8 protein-coding genes are annotated in these 16849 nt (G+C 72.1%); 7 read left to right on the top strand and 1 reads right to left on the bottom strand.

What is annotated here, in order from left to right:
* Positions 1 to 7 precede the first annotated feature (7 nt).
* From HUT19_RS25185 to HUT19_RS25160, 6 genes are all read left to right on the top strand, one after another.
* Positions 8 to 1858, top strand: a complete 1851-nt coding sequence (locus HUT19_RS25185) for a stealth family protein (protein ID WP_176182636.1) — start codon at positions 8 to 10, stop codon at positions 1856 to 1858.
* Positions 1831 to 2928 (top strand): FkbM family methyltransferase, encoded by a 1098-nt coding sequence (locus tag HUT19_RS25180; RefSeq protein ID WP_176187280.1) that lies wholly within the window; start codon positions 1831 to 1833, stop codon positions 2926 to 2928. The genes HUT19_RS25185 and HUT19_RS25180 overlap by 28 nt, the downstream gene beginning before the upstream one ends.
* Positions 2929 to 3144: 216 nt before the next feature.
* Positions 3145 to 5259: a CDP-glycerol glycerophosphotransferase family protein gene (locus HUT19_RS25175; RefSeq protein ID WP_254885773.1), complete on the top strand. Its 2115-nt coding sequence runs from the start codon at positions 3145 to 3147 to the stop codon at positions 5257 to 5259.
* Positions 5180 to 7153, top strand: coding sequence for a glycosyltransferase family 2 protein (locus HUT19_RS25170; protein WP_176182634.1), 1974 nt, complete (start codon positions 5180 to 5182; stop codon positions 7151 to 7153). Before HUT19_RS25175 ends, HUT19_RS25170 begins: the two co-directional genes overlap by 80 nt.
* 156 nt (positions 7154 to 7309) lie before the next feature.
* A complete protein-coding gene (locus tag HUT19_RS25165) occupies positions 7310 to 8758 on the top strand; it encodes a bifunctional cytidylyltransferase/SDR family oxidoreductase (protein ID WP_176182633.1) in 1449 nt (482 codons plus the stop codon).
* A 29-nt stretch (positions 8759 to 8787) separates the two neighbouring features.
* Positions 8788 to 10788 carry a glycosyltransferase family 2 protein gene (locus tag HUT19_RS25160; RefSeq protein WP_176182632.1) on the top strand — a complete coding sequence of 667 codons (2001 nt, stop codon included), beginning with the start codon at positions 8788 to 8790 and terminating at the stop codon, positions 10786 to 10788.
* A gap of 37 nt (positions 10789 to 10825) precedes the next feature.
* Here HUT19_RS25160 and HUT19_RS25155 read toward each other — a convergent pair whose 3' ends face one another.
* Entirely contained in the window at positions 10826 to 15787 is a 4962-nt protein-coding gene (locus tag HUT19_RS25155) for an NAD-glutamate dehydrogenase (protein ID WP_176182631.1), read from the bottom strand.
* Between the two features lie 428 nt (positions 15788 to 16215).
* Between HUT19_RS25155 and HUT19_RS25150 the strand changes: the two genes are divergently transcribed.
* Positions 16216 to 16782 (top strand): DJ-1/PfpI family protein, encoded by a 567-nt coding sequence (locus tag HUT19_RS25150; protein WP_176182629.1) that lies wholly within the window; start codon positions 16216 to 16218, stop codon positions 16780 to 16782.
* Positions 16783 to 16849 lie beyond the last annotated feature (67 nt).

The raw sequence follows: 16849 nt of genomic DNA, 5'->3' as shown, positions 1-16849 counted from the left end.
ACGCACGATGCCCCTCACCGCACCCCCCGCCCGTCCCCGCCCCTGGCTCGCCGAACCGCCGCCCCTGGTGCGCGGCTACCGGCGCGCGGTCCCGCTGCCGGTCCGCCACGCGGTCGTCGCCATGACCGGCGCCGGACTGCGCCGCGCGGCCGAGCGGGGCCTGGCCGGTGCGTCGGCGGTTTCCGGAGCGCTGCGACTGCGCCGGGCGCGGCACCGGCTGCGCCGCGCGGGGCTGCTGGGCGCCGCCGAACGGACCCTGATCGCCGACCGGCGGAGCGCCCGGGTGGCGACCGTGGCGCCCACGCCCACCCCGCTGTTCGCCCGCGCCGAGAACCTGCGGCTGGTGTGCGAGGCCCTGGACCGCGCCGAGCTGGACCACTTCGTCGTCCGCTGCCACAGCAACCTCGCCTCGGCCGTGGGGGTACGGGCCGATCAGCGGGCCGAGGTGATCGCGGCGCTCACCGCGCTGTGCGCGCGGGAGGCGGGTTACGTCTCCCGGCCCCCGCGCGCCAAGCGCCCGGCGACCTCCCCGCGGCTGGGCGCCTCCGCCGGTGCCTGGCGGCGGCTGAAGGACGCCTCCGTGATCCGCTTCACCCGCTACCACACCGGGGCCGGACGGTCCGGGGAGCGGCTGGTGCTGGGCCCCGCGCACGGCTGCGACATCGAGTTCTGGGAGCCGTCCGAACAGAGCGGCCGGCCGCTGCTGCTCGCCCCGCGCTTCAACCGCACCACCGCCTCGGTGCCCGCGGTCGGCGAACCGGTCCGGGCGCCCGGGCACCTGTTCACCCGGATCGCCCCGGCCGACGGCTGGCGGCCGGGGCCGCTGGTGCGCACCCGGCCGGAGTTCCTCATCCGGCTGCCGGACGAGGTGCGCTTCCCCATCGACGTCGTCTACACCTGGGTCGACGGCTCGGACCCACTGTGGCAGCGGCGCCGCGCCGCCGCCGCGGGCGAGGGCTACCACGCGCAGGCCGCCAACGCCGCCCGCTACGCCAACCGCGACGAGCTGCGCTACTCACTGCGCTCGCTCTATCTCTACGCCCCCTGGGTGCGCCACATCTACATCGTGACGGACCGGCAGGTCCCGGACTGGCTCGCGCTCTCCCACCCGGGCATCACCGTCATCGACCACCAGGACATCTTCGACGACCCGGGCGCGCTGCCGACGTTCAACTCCCATGCCATCGAGACCCGGCTGCACCACATCGACGGCCTGGCCGAGCACTTCCTCTACTTCAACGACGACGTCTTCCTCGGCTCCCCCGTCACCCCGCAGGACTTCTTCCTGGCCAACGGGGTGTCCAAGTTCTTCCCCTCGCGCGCGCTGATCCCGCTGGCTCCCCCGGACGCCGACGACGTCCCCGTGTCGGCGGCGGGGAAGAACAACCGGGCGCTGCTGGAGAGCCGGTTCGGCGCGACCATCACCCAGAAGATGAAGCACACCCCGCACGCGGTGCGGCGCAGTGTGCTCGCCGAGATCGAGCGGGAGTTCCCCGAGGAGGTCCGGGCCACCATGGCCAACCGGGTCCGCTCGGCCTCGGACGTCTCCGTACCGTCCTCGCTCCACCACTACTACGCGTTCCTGACCGGCCGCGCGGTCCCCTCCTCACTGCGCTACGACTATTTCGACCTCGCCCAGCCCGCCATCCGCTCGCGGCTGGCCAGACTGCTGCGGTCCCGCCGCTGCCAGGCGTTCTGCCTCAACGACACGGTCTCCTCCGAGCACGACCTCGCGGACCAGCTGGCCGTCCTCGGCCCCTTCCTCGACGCCTACTTCCCCGTCCCCAGCCCGCTGGAGCGGGCTCCCTCCCGACAGGAGACGCGGCAGCCATGCCCCTCGCCATCACTCTCCCGCTGAACCCGGAGGTCCTTCAGACCGGCGGCCCCTATCCGCGCGCGCTCAATGTGCTCAGCCGCAAACAGACCGCGGTGCAGCGGCAGTTGCGGCGCGCCGGTCTCGCGGGCTACGAGCCGACCACCCAGGCCACCCTGCTGACGCTGGCCCAGCACACGCCCCCGGGCGGCGCGGTGTACGACATCGGCGCCCATATCGGGCTGTACTCGGCCCTGATCAGCGCGGTGTACGGGAAGGGCGGACCGCGGACCGTCGCGTTCGAGCCGACCCCGGAGACCGCGGCGCTGTGCCGCCGGATCCGGGAGTGCAACGGGCTGGGGTTCGAGGTGCAGCAGACCGCGCTCTCCCGGGAACCGGGCACCGCCGAGCTGTACTTCTCGCAGAAGTCGGAGTCGTCCAACTCGCTCAACCCGGCGCACCGCAAGCACAGCGCGTCGGTGTCGGTGCCGGTCACCACGGTCGACGCGTTCACCGAGGAGCGCGGTCTCACCCCGCATCTGATCAAGATCGATGTGGAGACCTTCGAGGCGGCGGTGCTGGAGGGCGCGCTGTCGACCGTCCGCCGCCACCGGCCGTGGATCGTGTGCGAACTGCTGCCGAGCGCGGACCACACGGCGCTGCGCACGGCGCTGGCGCCGCTGACCGCCATGGACTACGGGCTCCACCCGATCACCCCGGACGCACCCTGGCACCGCTACGACGAGACCAGCTACCGGCCCGCGGTGAGCGCCCAGTGCCGCGACTGGCTGCTGGCCCCGCGTCCGCTGACCCCCGCCTTCCACCGGGCCGTACGGCAGTGGCTGATCGCGATCCTCGCCTGCGACGAGACCACCAATCTGCTCACGCCCGACAAGGCGTCCTTCCCGTACGGCTGGAACGCTCCCTACCGCCCGCGGGCCCCTCGTTCCGGGCTGCTGCCGGGCCTGCCCGGCGGCTACCCCGGCCGGTTGTGGCTGGCGGGTGCGGCCGCCTTCGCCCGGCGGGCGCTCGGCCCGGCCACCGCGACCGGCCGCCCGGGGTCCACTGTGCCGGGCCACCGCCGTAGTGCGGAGGTGCCGGCCTCGACCCGTTGACCGAACGCCGGGTGACCGGACTCCACCCGATGGCCCACTTCCGCCCGGCAGGGGCGGCGGAGGGCCGTCCGGGTGACATCGAGGCCCGGGGACAGGGCGCCCGGGCCCGCCGAGCGCTGACCGAGCAGTGCTCCCGATTCATGACAAAAGGCGCGAATAGGAACCTTCACTTACAGTCCAACCAGTACGACTCATTCGCCGTGAAGGGCACGCGTCATGAACCGCCTCGGTATCAAGAGTCCCCGCGGCCTGGTGGCCTTCGCCGCGTTGGCCGGGTGCCTGGTGACGGCGGCGGTGGCCGCCATCACCGGGGCCGGAGGGCTTTTCGCGGCGGCCGGACTGCTCGGCTGCGGCTGCGACCTGCTGCTGCACCGCACCGAACCCGGGCTGATGACCCGTCTGGGGCGGCTGCACATCGGTGAGACCCTGCGCTTCGAACTGCGCTGTGTGCTGCTGCTCCTGCTGCTCGGCCGACTGCATCTGACCGGTCCGATCGGGCTGGCCGCGGCCATGACGCTGGTGCTGTGCCTGCTGGGCGGCCAGGCCCTGCACGCCGCGATACGCACCCTGATCCGGCGCCGCCGCAGACTCGCGGTCGTCACCCGCAACATCGACCTGCGCAGGCTGGGCATCAGCGACCGGCCGCCCCGGCGGCTCACCGAATGGCCCGGTCAGCGGATGCTCACCTACGAGCTGGTGGCCCTGCTGGGTCTGACGGTCTCGCTGGGCACCGAAGACGCCCGCTGGGTGGTGGCCGGGCTGGCGCTGGCCGCCGGAGGCTGTCTGGTGACGGTGCTCGCGCTCGTCCCGTACCTCGTCCGGGCCATCCGGATGCCCGGCCCCGCACAGGTGCTGGCCGAGGTCGACGCCTGGCTGATCCGCCACCGGCCGGAGACGGTCCTGTACTTCTCCGGCTCCCGCGACTCCGCGTACCAGGTCAACATGTGGCTGGAGACGCTGGCCGCGCTGCCCACCCCGTCCCTGGTCCTGCTGCGCGAACGCCATCTGGTGGAGGAGCTGGCACCGACTCCGCTGCCGGTGCTGTGCGTCCCCAGCGCGGTGCATCTGATGAACCTGGACCTCAGCAGTGTGCGGGTCGCGCTCTACCCGGCCAACGTCGGCAAGAACATCCACCTGCTGCGGGTCCCCACCATGCAGCACATCTTCCTCGGCCACGGCGACAGCGACAAGATCGCCAGCGTCAACCCCTACAGCAAGGTCTACGACCAGGTGTGGGTCGCGGGCGAGGCGGGGCGGCGGCGCTACGCCGAGGCCGCCGTCGGGGTCCGGGACGCCGATATCGTCGAGGTCGGCCGCCCCCAGCTGGACGGTGTCCGGGTGGCCGACGGCGACCGCGCCCCGGCGCCCATCCCCACCGTGCTGTACGCCCCCACCTGGGAGGGGTGGACCGACGAACCGGGGAACACCTCGCTCACGTCGGCGGGCGAACACCTCGTACGGCAGCTGCTGGAGAGCGAACGCCCGGTCCGCGTGCTGTACAAGCCGCATCCGTTCACCGGCAGCCGCTCCCCCGCGGCCCTCGCCGCCCACGAGCGCGTCGTCGCCCTGATCGGCGCGGCCAACGAGCGCCGTGCCGCCGGACCGCTCGCCCAGGAGCCGGAGGACCGCACCGCCGCCCGCGCCGAAGCCGCCCGCGAACTGGCCGAACTGAACCGCCGTATCGCCGCCCTGGAGGCCCGGCTGCACCGGGCCGACGCCGACGAGGCGATGCTCACCCGGGACAGTGCCGAACCCGACCCGGCCGTCCAGGCCGAGGCCGAGGAGCTGCGGCAGCAGTGGCACCGCGCCCACTGGGCCGCCGCGCCGCCCTGGCTCCACCAGGTGGTCCAAGGCCCCGCACCCACCCTCTACCAGTGCTTCGACCAGGCCGATCTGCTGATCGGCGACATCTCCAGTGTGGTGTCCGACTTCATCGCCAGCCTCAAGCCGTACGCCCTCACCGACACCGCGGGGCTCGGCGAGGCGGAGTTCCGGCGGCAGTTCACCGCGGCCCGCGCCGCCTATCTGCTCGACCCGGACGCCTCCGGTACGGACCACCTGCTGCGGCCGCTCTTCGACCCGGCCCACGACGAGCTGCGCACCGCCCGCCACGAGCTGAGGGAGTTTCTGCTCGGTCCCGCCCACCCGCCCTCCGTCCAGCGCTTCGCCGAGGCGGTGGCGTCCGCCGCCGCCCGGGGCGAGGAGGTCAACCGGCTGCGGGAACTCCAGACGATCCGCGAGGGAGAACTCGATGAGCATCAAGGTCAGCGTCGTCGTCCCGGTGCACAACACGGGGAAGACGGTCATGGACGGGTTGGCCTCCTTCCGTGAACAGACCCTCCCGCGCCGGGACTTCGAGGTCATCTGGGTCGACGACGGCTCCACCGACGACACCCCCGATCTGATCGCCTCCGAGATCGCGGCCGAGGAGAACTTCCATCTGCTGCGCACCGAGCACTCCGGTTGGCCCGGCCGTCCCCGCAACATCGGGATGGACACCGCCCGGGGCGCCTATGTGCACTTCGTGGACGACGACGACCGGCTGGCCCCCGAGGCCCTGGAGCGGCTGTACGCACGGGCCGAGGAGACCGGCGCCGACATCGTCTGCGGGCGGATGGCCGGACACGGCCGCACCGTCGCCCGGGTGCTCTACACCAAGCCGATGACGGCGGGGAACCTGCGCCGGGACACCGTGCTGCTGTCCAGCATGACCGTGCACAAGCTGTTCCGCCGGGACTTCCTCACCGCGCACGGCATCCGCTTCCCCGAGGGCCGGGTGCGGCTGGAGGACCACCTGTTCATGCTGCGCGCCTACCTCCTGGCCGAGAAGGTCGCCACCGTCCACGACTACACCTGCTACCACTGGATGCGGCGCGACGACGGCAACCACATCAGCTTCGGCCGGATCGACCCCGAGGAGTACCTCGGCAGCGTCCGGAAGATCATCCGGATGGTCCGCGACCACGTCGAACCCGGTCCACTGCGCAACAAGCTGATCTCCCACTGGTACGCGGGCAAGGTGCTGGGCCAGGTGCAGGGCAAGAAGTACCTCTCCCAGCCGCCCGGTTACCGGGAGGAGCTGTTCGAGGCCGTGCACTCACTGGTCGCCGACTGTGTCCCGCCCGAGGTCGACGCCAAGCTCCCGGCCAAGCAGCGGGTGGTCTCCGCCCTCGTCCGGCACGGGCGGCGGGGCCCGCTGGAGACCTACGCGGCCCTGGAGGCGGGCACCACCCACGAACCCCGGCTGGAGGGGCTCCAGTGGCGCGGCGGCACGCTGGTGGCGCGGATCAGCACCCGGCTGGTGCACACCGGCTCCCGCGGCCGTACCACCCCGGTGCTCTTCTCCCGGGCGGGCGACCGCTACCGCTGGCAGCTGCCGCCGTCGATCGCCGGGCTCCCGGGGGTCGCCGAGGCCGCCGACTTCACCGACGAGATGCGCCGGGCCAGCGTCACCGGCCAGCTGAAACACCGGGACGAGGCCACCGAGCTGCTGCTGCCCACCACCCAGCGGGCCGCCGACTTCCCGGCCGGGGACGGCGACCGGCCCCGGCCGTCCCTGCTGGACCGGCTGCTGCGTCGGCGCCCCCGGGGCGCCGACGCCCCGGATGCCGTCCCGTCCGGCGAACAGCTCTACGGGGTGGGCTTCGAGGCCGAGTTCACCATCGACCCGGCCACCGCCGATCCGGGCCGCCCGCTCAGCGGCGTCTGGGACGCCTACGTCCGGCTGGACTGCTGCGGCTGGACCACCGCCCGGCGGCTGGGCGCCCTGCGCGCCAGCGGGGTGGACCGGGAGCGGATGCCCGCCTTCACCGGCCGCGGCCCCTCCTTCGTCAACCCCTACTGGACCAAGGACCACGGCAATCTGAGCCTGTCCGTGGACGGCTCCTTCGACCCGCTCAACCGCGCCGTACGGGATGTCTCCCGGATCACCGTCACCCCCGAGGGGGACGAGCTGGCCGTCGGCGTCCCGCTGACCATCGCCCCGCTGGACACCCGGGTGCCGGTCACCGTGCGGCTGGAGCGGGACGGCGGCGACCCGCTGTTCCTGGACGGCGAGATCGTGCCGCCCGACGGCCCCGGAATCCCCGCGCTCACCTTCCGCGTCCCCGCGCACGAGGCGGACGGACCCTGCGAACTGCACCTGGAGCGCGGCGACCGGTCCGGGCGGCTGGGCCTGCGGCTGGCCCGGCTGCCGGGCACCGGACGCTGGTGCGTCACCCGCTAGCAGCCCGCCCCACATCCGGCCCTCACCCCCGGTCCCCACCATGACCCCCACCGACGGAACCTGACCCTCCGACCAGCCGTCGCACCACCACCCACCGGAGCAGCCGACACCCACCGGGAATCCCGCCGGGAGTCCCACCAGGAGTCAGGAGCGACCATGGGCGAACAGCGCAGACAGCGCATCACCGCCGTTGTCCTCGCGGGCGGCACCGGCCAGCGAGTCGGCCTCACCCTGCCCAAACAGCTGCTGAAGATCGCCGGAAAGCCGATCATCGAACACACGCTCCAGATCTTCGAGGACGCCGCTGCCGTCGACGACGTCCTGGTGATGATGACGCCGGACTTCGTCTCCGAGGTCGAGAAGATCGCCGCCGAGGCGCGGTTCACCAAGGTCCGCGCGGTGCTCCCCGGCGGCGCCACCCGCAACGAGACCACCCGCGCGGCCATCGCCGCCCTCGACGCGAGGCTGGCCGACGGCGAGGACCCCGGCGTGCTGTTCCACGACGCCGTACGCCCTCTGCTGTCCACCCGCATCATCGACGACTGCGTCCGGGCCCTCACCCGCTACGACGCGGTGGACGTGGCCATCCCCTCCGCCGACACCATCGTGGTCACCCGCACCCACGGCGACGACGGCGAGTTCATCACCGACGTCCCCGACCGCTCCCGGCTGCGCCGCGGCCAGACCCCGCAGGGCTTCCGGCTCTCGGTGCTGCGCCGCGCCTACCAACTGGCCGCCGAGGACCCGCTGTTCCGCGCCACCGACGACTGCTCGGTGGTGCTGCGCTATCTGCCCGACATCCCCATCCACGTGGTCACCGGCGACGAGCACAACATGAAGGTGACCGAGCCCGTCGACATCTTCATCGCCGACAAGCTCTTCCAGCTCGCCTCCCAGACCGCCCCCGCCCAGGCCGACGAGGCGGCCTACCGGCGGCTGCTCACCGGCAAGTCGCTGGTCGTCTTCGGCGCCAGCTACGGCATCGGCGCCGATGTCGCCGCCCTCGCCCGCGGCTACGGCGCCACCGTCTTCCCCTTCAGCCGCTCCGGCAGCGGCACCCATGTCGAAGTGGCCGCCGAGGTCGAGGAGGCGCTGCGGCGCGCCCACACCGCCGCCGGGCGCATCGACTACGTCGTCAACACCGCCGGAATCCTGCGCGTGGGCGAACTCGCCCGCGCCGACGCCCGCACCATCGAACTGTCCACCCTGGTCAACTATCTGGCCCCGGTGCACATCGCGCGCTGCGCCTACCCCTATCTCGCCGAGACCCAGGGCCAGCTGCTGCTCTACACCTCCAGCAGCTACACCCGCGGCCGCGCCCGCTACAGCCTCTACTCCTCCGCCAAGGCGGCCACCGTCAACCTCACCCAGGCGCTGGCCGACGAATGGGCCGCCGACCGCATCCGCGTCAACTGCGTCAACCCCGAACGCACCCGCACCCCCATGCGCCGCCGGGCCTTCGGCGACGAACCCCCCGACTCGCTGCTCTCCGCCGAGGCGGTCGCCCGCACCTCGATCGACGTCCTGCTGTCCCCCCTCACCGGCCACGTCATCGACGTACGCCGGCAGGATCCCCCGCCCGCGGCCACCGGCGACGCCGCCTGAGCCCCCCACCGCACCCCCGGAGCCCGCACATGTCGCGCACCCCCCGCCCCGGCCCGCGCCCCCGCGTGAGCGTGATCGTCCCCGCCTACAACGCCATGCCCGAGCTCACCCGCGCCATCGACTCCGCGCGGAACCAGACCATCGGAATCGGCCGACTCGAGATCATCGCGGTCGACGACGGCTCCACCGACGGCACCGCCGCGGAACTGGACCGCCTCGCCGCCGAATGCCCCGCCCTGAAGGTCGTCCACCAGCCCAACAGCGGTGGCGCCGGCGGCCCCCGCAACACCGGCCTGGACCTGGCCCGCGGCGACTACGTCTTCTTCCTCGACGCCGATGACCACCTGGGCCCCGACGCCCTGCGCCGCATGGTCGCCATGGCCGACCAGAACGGCACCGACGTGGTCCTGGGCAAGATGGTGTCCGAGCGCGGACGCGGCGTCCCCCGCGCGGTCTTCCAGCACACCCAGCTGCGCACCGACGTCTACAGCTCCCACGCCTACTCCACCCTCGGCCCCTGCAAGCTGTTCCGCCGCTCCCTGATCGAGCGGCTCCGGCTGCGCTTCCCGCCGTGCCGCAACGGCGAGGACAAACCCTTCACCGCCGCCGCCTACCTCAACGCCTCGGGCATCTCCGTCGTCGCCGACTACGACTGCTACCACGTCGACTACCGCGAGAACGGCCAGAACCTCACCCGCACCGCCGTCGGACTCGCCGACCGCATCGACGGTATGCGCGCGCTGTTCGAGACCGCCGCCCGCTACACCCGGCCCGGCACCCGCCGCGACAAGGTCATGCGGCGCCACATCCAGTGGGAGCTGTGCGGCGCCCTGCGCGCCCTGCCGCGCGAGGACCGGGCCGAGGCCCGCGGGCGCTACTTCCCCGAACTGCGCACCTGGGCCCTGGCGCACTGCTCGGACGCGCTGTTCCGCATCCTCACCGCCCCCGAACGGCTGCTGGTCCATCTGCTGCGCGCCGACCGCTTCGACGACCTGATGGCCGTCCTGGGCACCGCCGACGAGGACACCGAGCGCGGCCTCCTCGTCGACAAGGGCCGCGTCTACTGGCTGCACCCGTACTTCCGCGACCCCGAGGCCGCCGTGCCCGACGCCTGCTTCGACGTCACCGACCACCTGCCGGTCCGCCACCACCTGGCCGGGGCGGGCTGGCACGGCGGCAGCACCCTGCGGGTACGCGGCAGCGCGGCCGTCGAAGGACTCGACCGGGACCCCGAGGACCGTACCGAACTGGTGCTGCGCCGCCGCGAGTCCACCGACGAACTGCGCCTCCCCGTCACCACGGGCGACGGCGCGGAGTTCGCGGCCGACGTCGACATCGCCACCGCCGACGCGGGCGCCCCGCTGCGCCCCGGCGTCTGGGACCTCTACCTCGACGTCCGGGCCCAGGGCATCAGCCGCACCGTACGGTTCGGCAGCCGCCACGACGACGGGCTCGACATCAACACCGCACGCCGGGTCGTGGCCGCGGGCCCCGGACTGCGCGCCCGGGTCAGCCCGTACTTCACCACCCCGTACGGCAATCTCTCGCTCGACATCGGCCCCGCCCCGCAAGGAGCGCCCTGCGAGGTGACCGAGGCCGTGTGGCATCCGTCGGAGAAGGGCACGCTGGTCGTCGCCGGACGGCTGCTGCCGCCCGGCAGCCCGGCCCGGGACCGGGTGCTGCGGCTGCGCGCCGAGCACGCCGACGGCCGGGTCCTGGACCATCCGGTGCGGTTCGCCGCGGGCCACCCCGCGGGCGCGTTCACCGCCCGGCTGTCGGTGCGCGACCTCAGCCGCGGCCGGTGGACGGTGACACTGGCCCTGGTCGGCCCCGGCGGGACTCGCGGTGACGGCCCCTCGCACGCCGCGCCCGTACCGCCGCCCCCGCGGCTGCCCGGCGCCCGCTGGCTGCGCCGGGGCCGCCCGTACTACGCCAAACCGCTCACCGGCAACGGCCAGCTCACCCTGGAACTGCGGGTGGCCCCGGTGCGGCTGGCGGCGGCGCTGCGCAACCGGCTGCGGCGGCGCTGAACAACAGCGCCGCAGCGGCCAGGAACTCCCGTACCGGTCAGGTGTGGGTGCGCAGCAGCGTCCGCATGGTGCGCATCGCGACCGAGAGATTGGCCAGGTCGAAGGTCTCCGACACCTGGATCTCATCGAGGGTGGTGCGCGCCCGCTGGAGGATCGCCGCGTTCTTCTGCTCCCACGCCTTGAACCGCTGCTCGGGCGTGGAGCCGCCGTTGCCCACCGACAGGACGTCGGAGGTCAGGGCGGCCTGGGCCGCGTACAGGTCCTCGCGGATGGAGACACGGGCCATGGACTGCCACCGGTCCGCGCGCGGCAGTTCGATGATCCGGTCCATCAGCTGGCTGATCCGCAGCCGGTCGGCCAGGTCGTAGTAGACCTCGGCGACCGCCAGCGGCTCCTTGCCGGTGCGGTCCGCGATGGCCACGATGTCCAGCGTCGGGAAGGCCGAGGAGAAGCCGGCCACCCGGATGGCCAGGTCCTCCGGAACCCCGGCGGCGGTCAGCTCGTCCAGGATCCGCTGGTACCACTCGATGTCGGCACCGCGCAGCAGCTTGGGCAGCTGGGCGCGGACCTCGGCCACCCGCTCGCCGAAGAACCCGATGGTCTCGGCCAGCTCCAGCGGCTGCGGCCGGTTGTTGAGCAGCCAGCGGGTGCCGCGCTCGACCAGACGGCGGGAGTGCAGCCGCATCCGGGTCTGGATCTCGGCCGCGACCACCGTGTCCAGCGACTCGACCTCGTCCCAGATCTCGCCCAGTTCGAAGATGGCGCGGGCCGCGGTCTGGGCGCGCACCACCTCTTCGGTGGAGGCCCCGGTCTCCTCCCGCATCCGGTGCAGGAAGGTGCTGCCGGCCGTGTTGACGGTGTCGTTGACCAGCACCGTGGTGATGATCTCCCGGCGCAGCGCATGGCCGTCGATGTGCTCGGGGAACTGCCGGCGCAGTGCCTGCGGGAAGTAGGCGTGCAGCAGCCGCTGGAGGTACGGGTCGTCGGGGAGCCCGGTGGTGATCAGCTCCTCGGCCACCGTGATCTTGATGTAGGCCAGCAGCACGGCCAGTTCGGGCTGGCTCATCCCGCGCCCGGCGGACAGCCGCTCCCGGATCTGGCGGTCGCTGGGCAGGAACTCCAGCGCCCGGTCCAGGCGGCCCTCCCGGGTCAGCCGGCGCATCAGCCGCTGATGGGCGTGGAGCAGACTGGGGGCCTGGGCGACGGAGTTGGCCAGGGCCACGTTCTGCGCGTAGTTGTTGCGCAGCACCAGCGCGCCGACCTCGTCGGTCATCTCGGCGAGGATCTTGTTGCGCTGCTTGAGCGTCAGATCGCCCTCGGTGACCAGCGCGTTGAGCAGGATCTTGATGTTCACCTCGTGGTCGGAGGTGTCCACACCGGCGCTGTTGTCGATGGCGTCGGTGTTGATCTTGCCGGCGTTCCCTGCGAACTCGATCCGGCCCAGCTGGGTCAGCCCCAGGTTGCCGCCCTCACCGACGACCTTGACCCGCAGATCCTGGCCGTCCACCCGGATCGTGTCATTGCCCTTGTCGCCCACCTCGGCGTTGCTCTCGGTGGACGCCTTGACGTAGGTACCGATACCGCCGTTCCACAGCAGGTCGACCGGGGCCTTGAGGATGGCCTTCATCAGATCGGCCGGGGTCATCTTGGCGACCCGGGACTCGATGCCCAGGGCGGCCCGTACCTGCGGGGTGATCGGGATGGCCTTCGCCGACCGGGGGTGGATGCCGCCGCCCGCGGAGAGCAGCTCGGCGTTGTAGTCCTCCCAGGACGAGCGCGGCAGCTCGAACAGCCGGCGGCGCTCGGCGTAGGAGGTGGCCGCGTCCGGGTCCGGGTCGAGGAAGATGTGCCGGTGGTCGAAGGCGGCGATCAGCCGGATGTGCTCACTGAGCAGCATGCCGTTGCCGAACACGTCACCGGACATGTCGCCGACGCCGACGACCGTGAAGTCCTCGGTCTGGGTGTCGTGGCCAAGCTCCCGGAAGTGGCGCTTGACCGACTCCCAGGCGCCGCGGGCGGTGATGCCCATGCCCTTGTGGTCGTAACCGGCCGAACCGCCGGAGGCGAAGGCGTCGCCCAGCCAGAAGCCGTACGCCTGGGCCACCTCGTTGGCGATGTCGGAGAAGGTCGCGGTGCCCTTGTCGGCGGCGACGACCAGGTAGGTGTCGTCCCCGTCGTGGCGGACGACGTCCCGCGGGGGCTCGACCTCACCGGCGACCAGGTTGTCGGTGATGTCCAGCAGACCGGAGATGAAGGTCCTGTAGCACTCGATGCCCTCGGCCAGCCAGGCGTCCCGGTCCACCGAGGGATCCGGCAGCCGCTTGCCGACGAAGCCGCCCTTGGCGCCCACCGGCACGATCACCGTGTTCTTCACCATCTGCGCCTTGACCAGGCCCAGGATCTCGGTGCGGAAGTCCTCGCGCCGGTCGGACCAGCGCAGGCCCCCGCGCGCGACCTTGCCGAACCGCAGGTGCACACCCTCCACCCGCGGGGAGTAGACCCAGATCTCGTACGCCGGGCGGGGCGCGGGCAGATCCGGCACGGCCTGCGGGTCCAGCTTGATGGACAGGTAGTCGTGCGGTGTGTCCTGGCCGTTCTTCTGGAAGTGGTTGGTGCGCAGGGTGGCCTTGATGAGGGTGAGGAAGGAGCGCAGGATGCGGTCCTCGTCCAGCGAGGCCACCTGGTCCAGCGCCGCGTCCAGCTCCTCCAGCAGGGCATCGGTCAGCTCGGTCCCGGCCCGCTGCCGCTCGGGCGACATCCGCGCCTCGAACAGCGACACCAGCAGCCGGGTGGTGTGGACGTTGTTGCGGAGGGTGTCCTCCATGTACGCCTGGCTGAAGGTGGATCCGGCCTGCCGCAGGTACTTGGCGTAGGCGCGCAGCACCATCGCCTGCCGCCAGTCCAGACCGGCGCCCAGCACCAGCTGGTTGAAGTTGTCGCTCTCGGCCTGGCCGGTCCACACCGCGGCGAACGCGTTCTGGAAGCGCTCACGGGCGTCGTCGGCGAGGGCCTCGCCCTCACGCAGGGGCAGCCGCAGCCCGAAGTCGTAGATCCAGGCGGTGGTCTTGTCCGCGCAGCGCAGCTCGTACGGGCGCTCGTCGACCACCTCGACACCGAGGGTGTTGAGCACCGGCAGCACGGCGGACAGCGAGACCTGGGCCCCGGCCCGGTAGATCTTGAACCGGCGCTCGGCGTGGGCCGCGCCGACCGGCTCGTAGAGGGAGAGCGCGAAGTCCTTCTCGCCGGCCTTCAGCCGCTCCACATGCTGGAGGTCGGCGACGGCGCCGCGCGGTGTGTGGTCCGCCTTGTAGCCCTCGGGGAAGGCGTGCTGGTAGCGGCGGAGCAGCTCGGCCGCGCGCTCCTCGCCGACCTCGGAGACCATGGCCTCGGCGAAGCCGTCGGCCCACGAGCGGGCCGCCTCGATCAGCCGGTTCTCGATCCGCTCGACATCGGAGTCGGTGAGGTCGGGCAGCTCGCTGCCGGGCTGCACCCGGACCACGAAGTGCAGCCGGGAGAGAACCGATTCGGTGTGCAGGGCGGTGAAGTCGACCGGCGGGCGGCCGCTCAGCTCCTCCAGCAGGATGTCGGTCAGCCGCAGCCGCACATCGGTGGTGAAGCGGTCACGCGGCAGGTAGACCAGGGCGGAGTAGTAGCGCCTGTACTCGTCCTGACGCAGGAACAGCCGCAGCCGGCGGCGCTCCTGGAGGTAGAGCACGCTGGTCACGATGGAGCGGAGCTGGTCGACCGGGGTCTGGAACAGCTCGTCGCGCGGGTAGGTCTCCAGGATCTGGAGCAGGTCCCGGCCGTCGTGGCTGTTGGGCGCGAAGCCCGCGCCCGCCAGCACCTCGTCGACCTTGCGGCGGATCACCGGGACCCGGCGCACCGACTCGGTGTACGCGGCGGACGAGAACAGCCCCAGGAAGCGGCGCTCGCCGATCACATTGCCCTCGGCGTCGAACTTCTTCACGCCGATGTAGTCGAGGTAGGACGGGCGGTGGACGGTGGCGCGGCTGTTGGCCTTGGTGAGCACCAGCAGCTTGTGCTCACGGGCCTTGGCGCGGGCATCGGCGGGCAGCCGGTTGAAGGAGGGGGACACCGGCGCGGCGTGGGCGCTCTCGCCGTCGTCCTTGTGGGTCGGGTCGGAGCGCAGGATGCCGAGGCCGGTGCCGGGCACCGCGCTCAGCACGTCCTCCTCGCCCCCGGCCTCGGTGGGCGCCTGGGTCAGCTCGTACTCGCGGTAGCCGATGAAGGTGAAGTGGTCGTCGGCGAGCCAGCGCAGCAGCTCACGGGCCTCCTCCACCTCCTGCTCGCGCACCTCGGTGGCCTTGGGCTCCGTCGGCAGCGCCTCGGCCAGACGGAGCGCGGAGTCGCGCATCTTCTCCCAGTCCTCGACCGCCTCGCGGACATCGGACAGGACACGCAGCAGATCGGCGGTGATCTGCTTCAGATCGCCGCGGTCGGTCTCGCGGTCGGTCTCGACATGGATCCAGGACTCCACCACCGCGTCGTGCGGCAGCTCCCGCCCGAGCTTGCGCTCGAAGGAAGCGTCCAGCAGCTCGATCAGCTTGCCGGTGATGTCACGGCGCACGATCACCTGCGGGTGGATCACGACATGAATGCCGCGGCCCTGGCGGGTGAGCTCATTGGTGACCGAGTCGACCAGGAACGGCATGTCGTCGGTGACCACCTCGACGACGGAGTGGCTGCACGTCCAGCCGTGCTCCTCGACGGTCGGGGTGTGCACCCGCACGTTCGCCGTGCCCTGCGGCCGCGACTCGGCGAGCCGGTAGTGGGAGAGCGCCGCGCCGAAGACGTCGACCGGGTCCCGGTCGGCGAGGTCCTCCGGGGGGGTGTGCAGGTAGTAATGCTGGAGGTAGTCGTTCAGGGTCTCCGGTCCTGGGCCCTGAACCGGTGTGTGCCCCCCGGCAGGGCTGTTCTCAGCTACCCGGGCGGCCCGCGTGAGCAACTCGGCCTTGGCTTCGTCCAGCTTGGTCTGCATGTCCTCTGGCTCCTGTCGCGCGCCTTTGCGTGACATCGATGGCGGTGGCATGACGCCGCGACGCGGTGAATCCGGTCTCAGACGACGGTATGCCGGATCGGGGGATGGCCGGGGCGTACTCGGCCGTAAGTGACCAAGACCCCACGCGGCACAGGTCAGCGGCGGCTCTCGCCCGGTGGCGCCCCGGGCTCGGAGCGAGGGCCCCATTGCCCTCTCGGACTATCGCGCTGATCACGCAGTAAGGCTATCGCTCCTCCCCAGGGGCTCGTCATGAGCCGTTCGTGTACAAAACCGGGCCCGGAAGTTTGACGGATTGGACAGCGACGCAGGGGGCGCACGGCCCCATGGCGTGCCCTCTTGGCAAAGGCGCCCCGCCCCGGGCACCGTGACCTGCACGGAGATATGCCTGCAAACTGGAGGTGGGCGGCATGGCCGCGAAGATCCTGCTGGTGACCGGTGACGCGGCCGAGTCGCTGGAGGTGCTCTATCCGTACCAGCGGCTGCGCGAGGAGGGGTACGAGGTCCACATCGCGGCCCCGGCCCGCAAGACGCTGCGCTTCGTGGTCCATGACTTCGAGGAGGGCTTCGACACCTACACCGAGAAGCCGGGCTACAGCTTCCCCGCCGACCTGGCCTTCGCCGAGGTCGACCCGGGCGACTACATCGGTCTGGTGATCCCGGGCGGCCGGGCCCCGGAGTATCTGCGCAACGACGCCGAGCTGCGCAAGATCTGCAAGGCGTTCTTCGACGCGGACAAGCCGGTGGCCCAGATCTGCCACGGCCCGCTGCTGACGGCGGCCGTCGGCGGCCTCAGCGGTCGCCGGGTCACCTCGTATCCGGCGCTGGAGCTGGACATGCAGGCGGCGGGCGCGGAGTACCAGGACACGGAGGTCGTGGTGGACGGCACGCTGGTCTCCTCGCGCGCCTGGCCGGACCACTCGGCGTGGATGCGGGAGTTCCTGTCGGTGCTGCGGGCGAAGTCGCCGGCGATCTGAGGGGCGGTCCGAGGAGTGAGGGGGCGGGCGGGGGCGCGCGAGCGGGCGCACCGAAGCAGAGGGGAGC

Source organism: Streptomyces sp. NA02950, assembly GCF_013364155.1.
Classification (GTDB): domain Bacteria; phylum Actinomycetota; class Actinomycetes; order Streptomycetales; family Streptomycetaceae; genus Streptomyces.
The sequence above is the reverse complement of the archived record's forward strand: the minus strand, read 5'-3'. Positions and strand labels throughout refer to the sequence as shown.

Excerpts from the sequence above, each read along its gene's own strand:
- HUT19_RS25185 (WP_176182636.1), top strand. The coding sequence starts at position 8 with ATGCCCCTCACCGCACCCCCCGCCCGTCCCCGCCCCTGGCTCGCCGAA.
- HUT19_RS25180 (WP_176187280.1), top strand. The coding sequence starts at position 1,831 with ATGCCCCTCGCCATCACTCTCCCGCTGAACCCGGAGGTCCTTCAGACC.
- HUT19_RS25175 (WP_254885773.1), top strand. The coding sequence starts at position 3,145 with ATGAACCGCCTCGGTATCAAGAGTCCCCGCGGCCTGGTGGCCTTCGCC.
- HUT19_RS25170 (WP_176182634.1), top strand. The coding sequence starts at position 5,180 with ATGAGCATCAAGGTCAGCGTCGTCGTCCCGGTGCACAACACGGGGAAG.
- HUT19_RS25165 (WP_176182633.1), top strand. The coding sequence starts at position 7,310 with ATGGGCGAACAGCGCAGACAGCGCATCACCGCCGTTGTCCTCGCGGGC.
- HUT19_RS25160 (WP_176182632.1), top strand. The coding sequence starts at position 8,788 with ATGTCGCGCACCCCCCGCCCCGGCCCGCGCCCCCGCGTGAGCGTGATC.
- HUT19_RS25155 (WP_176182631.1), bottom strand. The coding sequence starts at position 15,787 with ATGCAGACCAAGCTGGACGAAGCCAAGGCCGAGTTGCTCACGCGGGCC.
- HUT19_RS25150 (WP_176182629.1), top strand. The coding sequence starts at position 16,216 with ATGGCCGCGAAGATCCTGCTGGTGACCGGTGACGCGGCCGAGTCGCTG.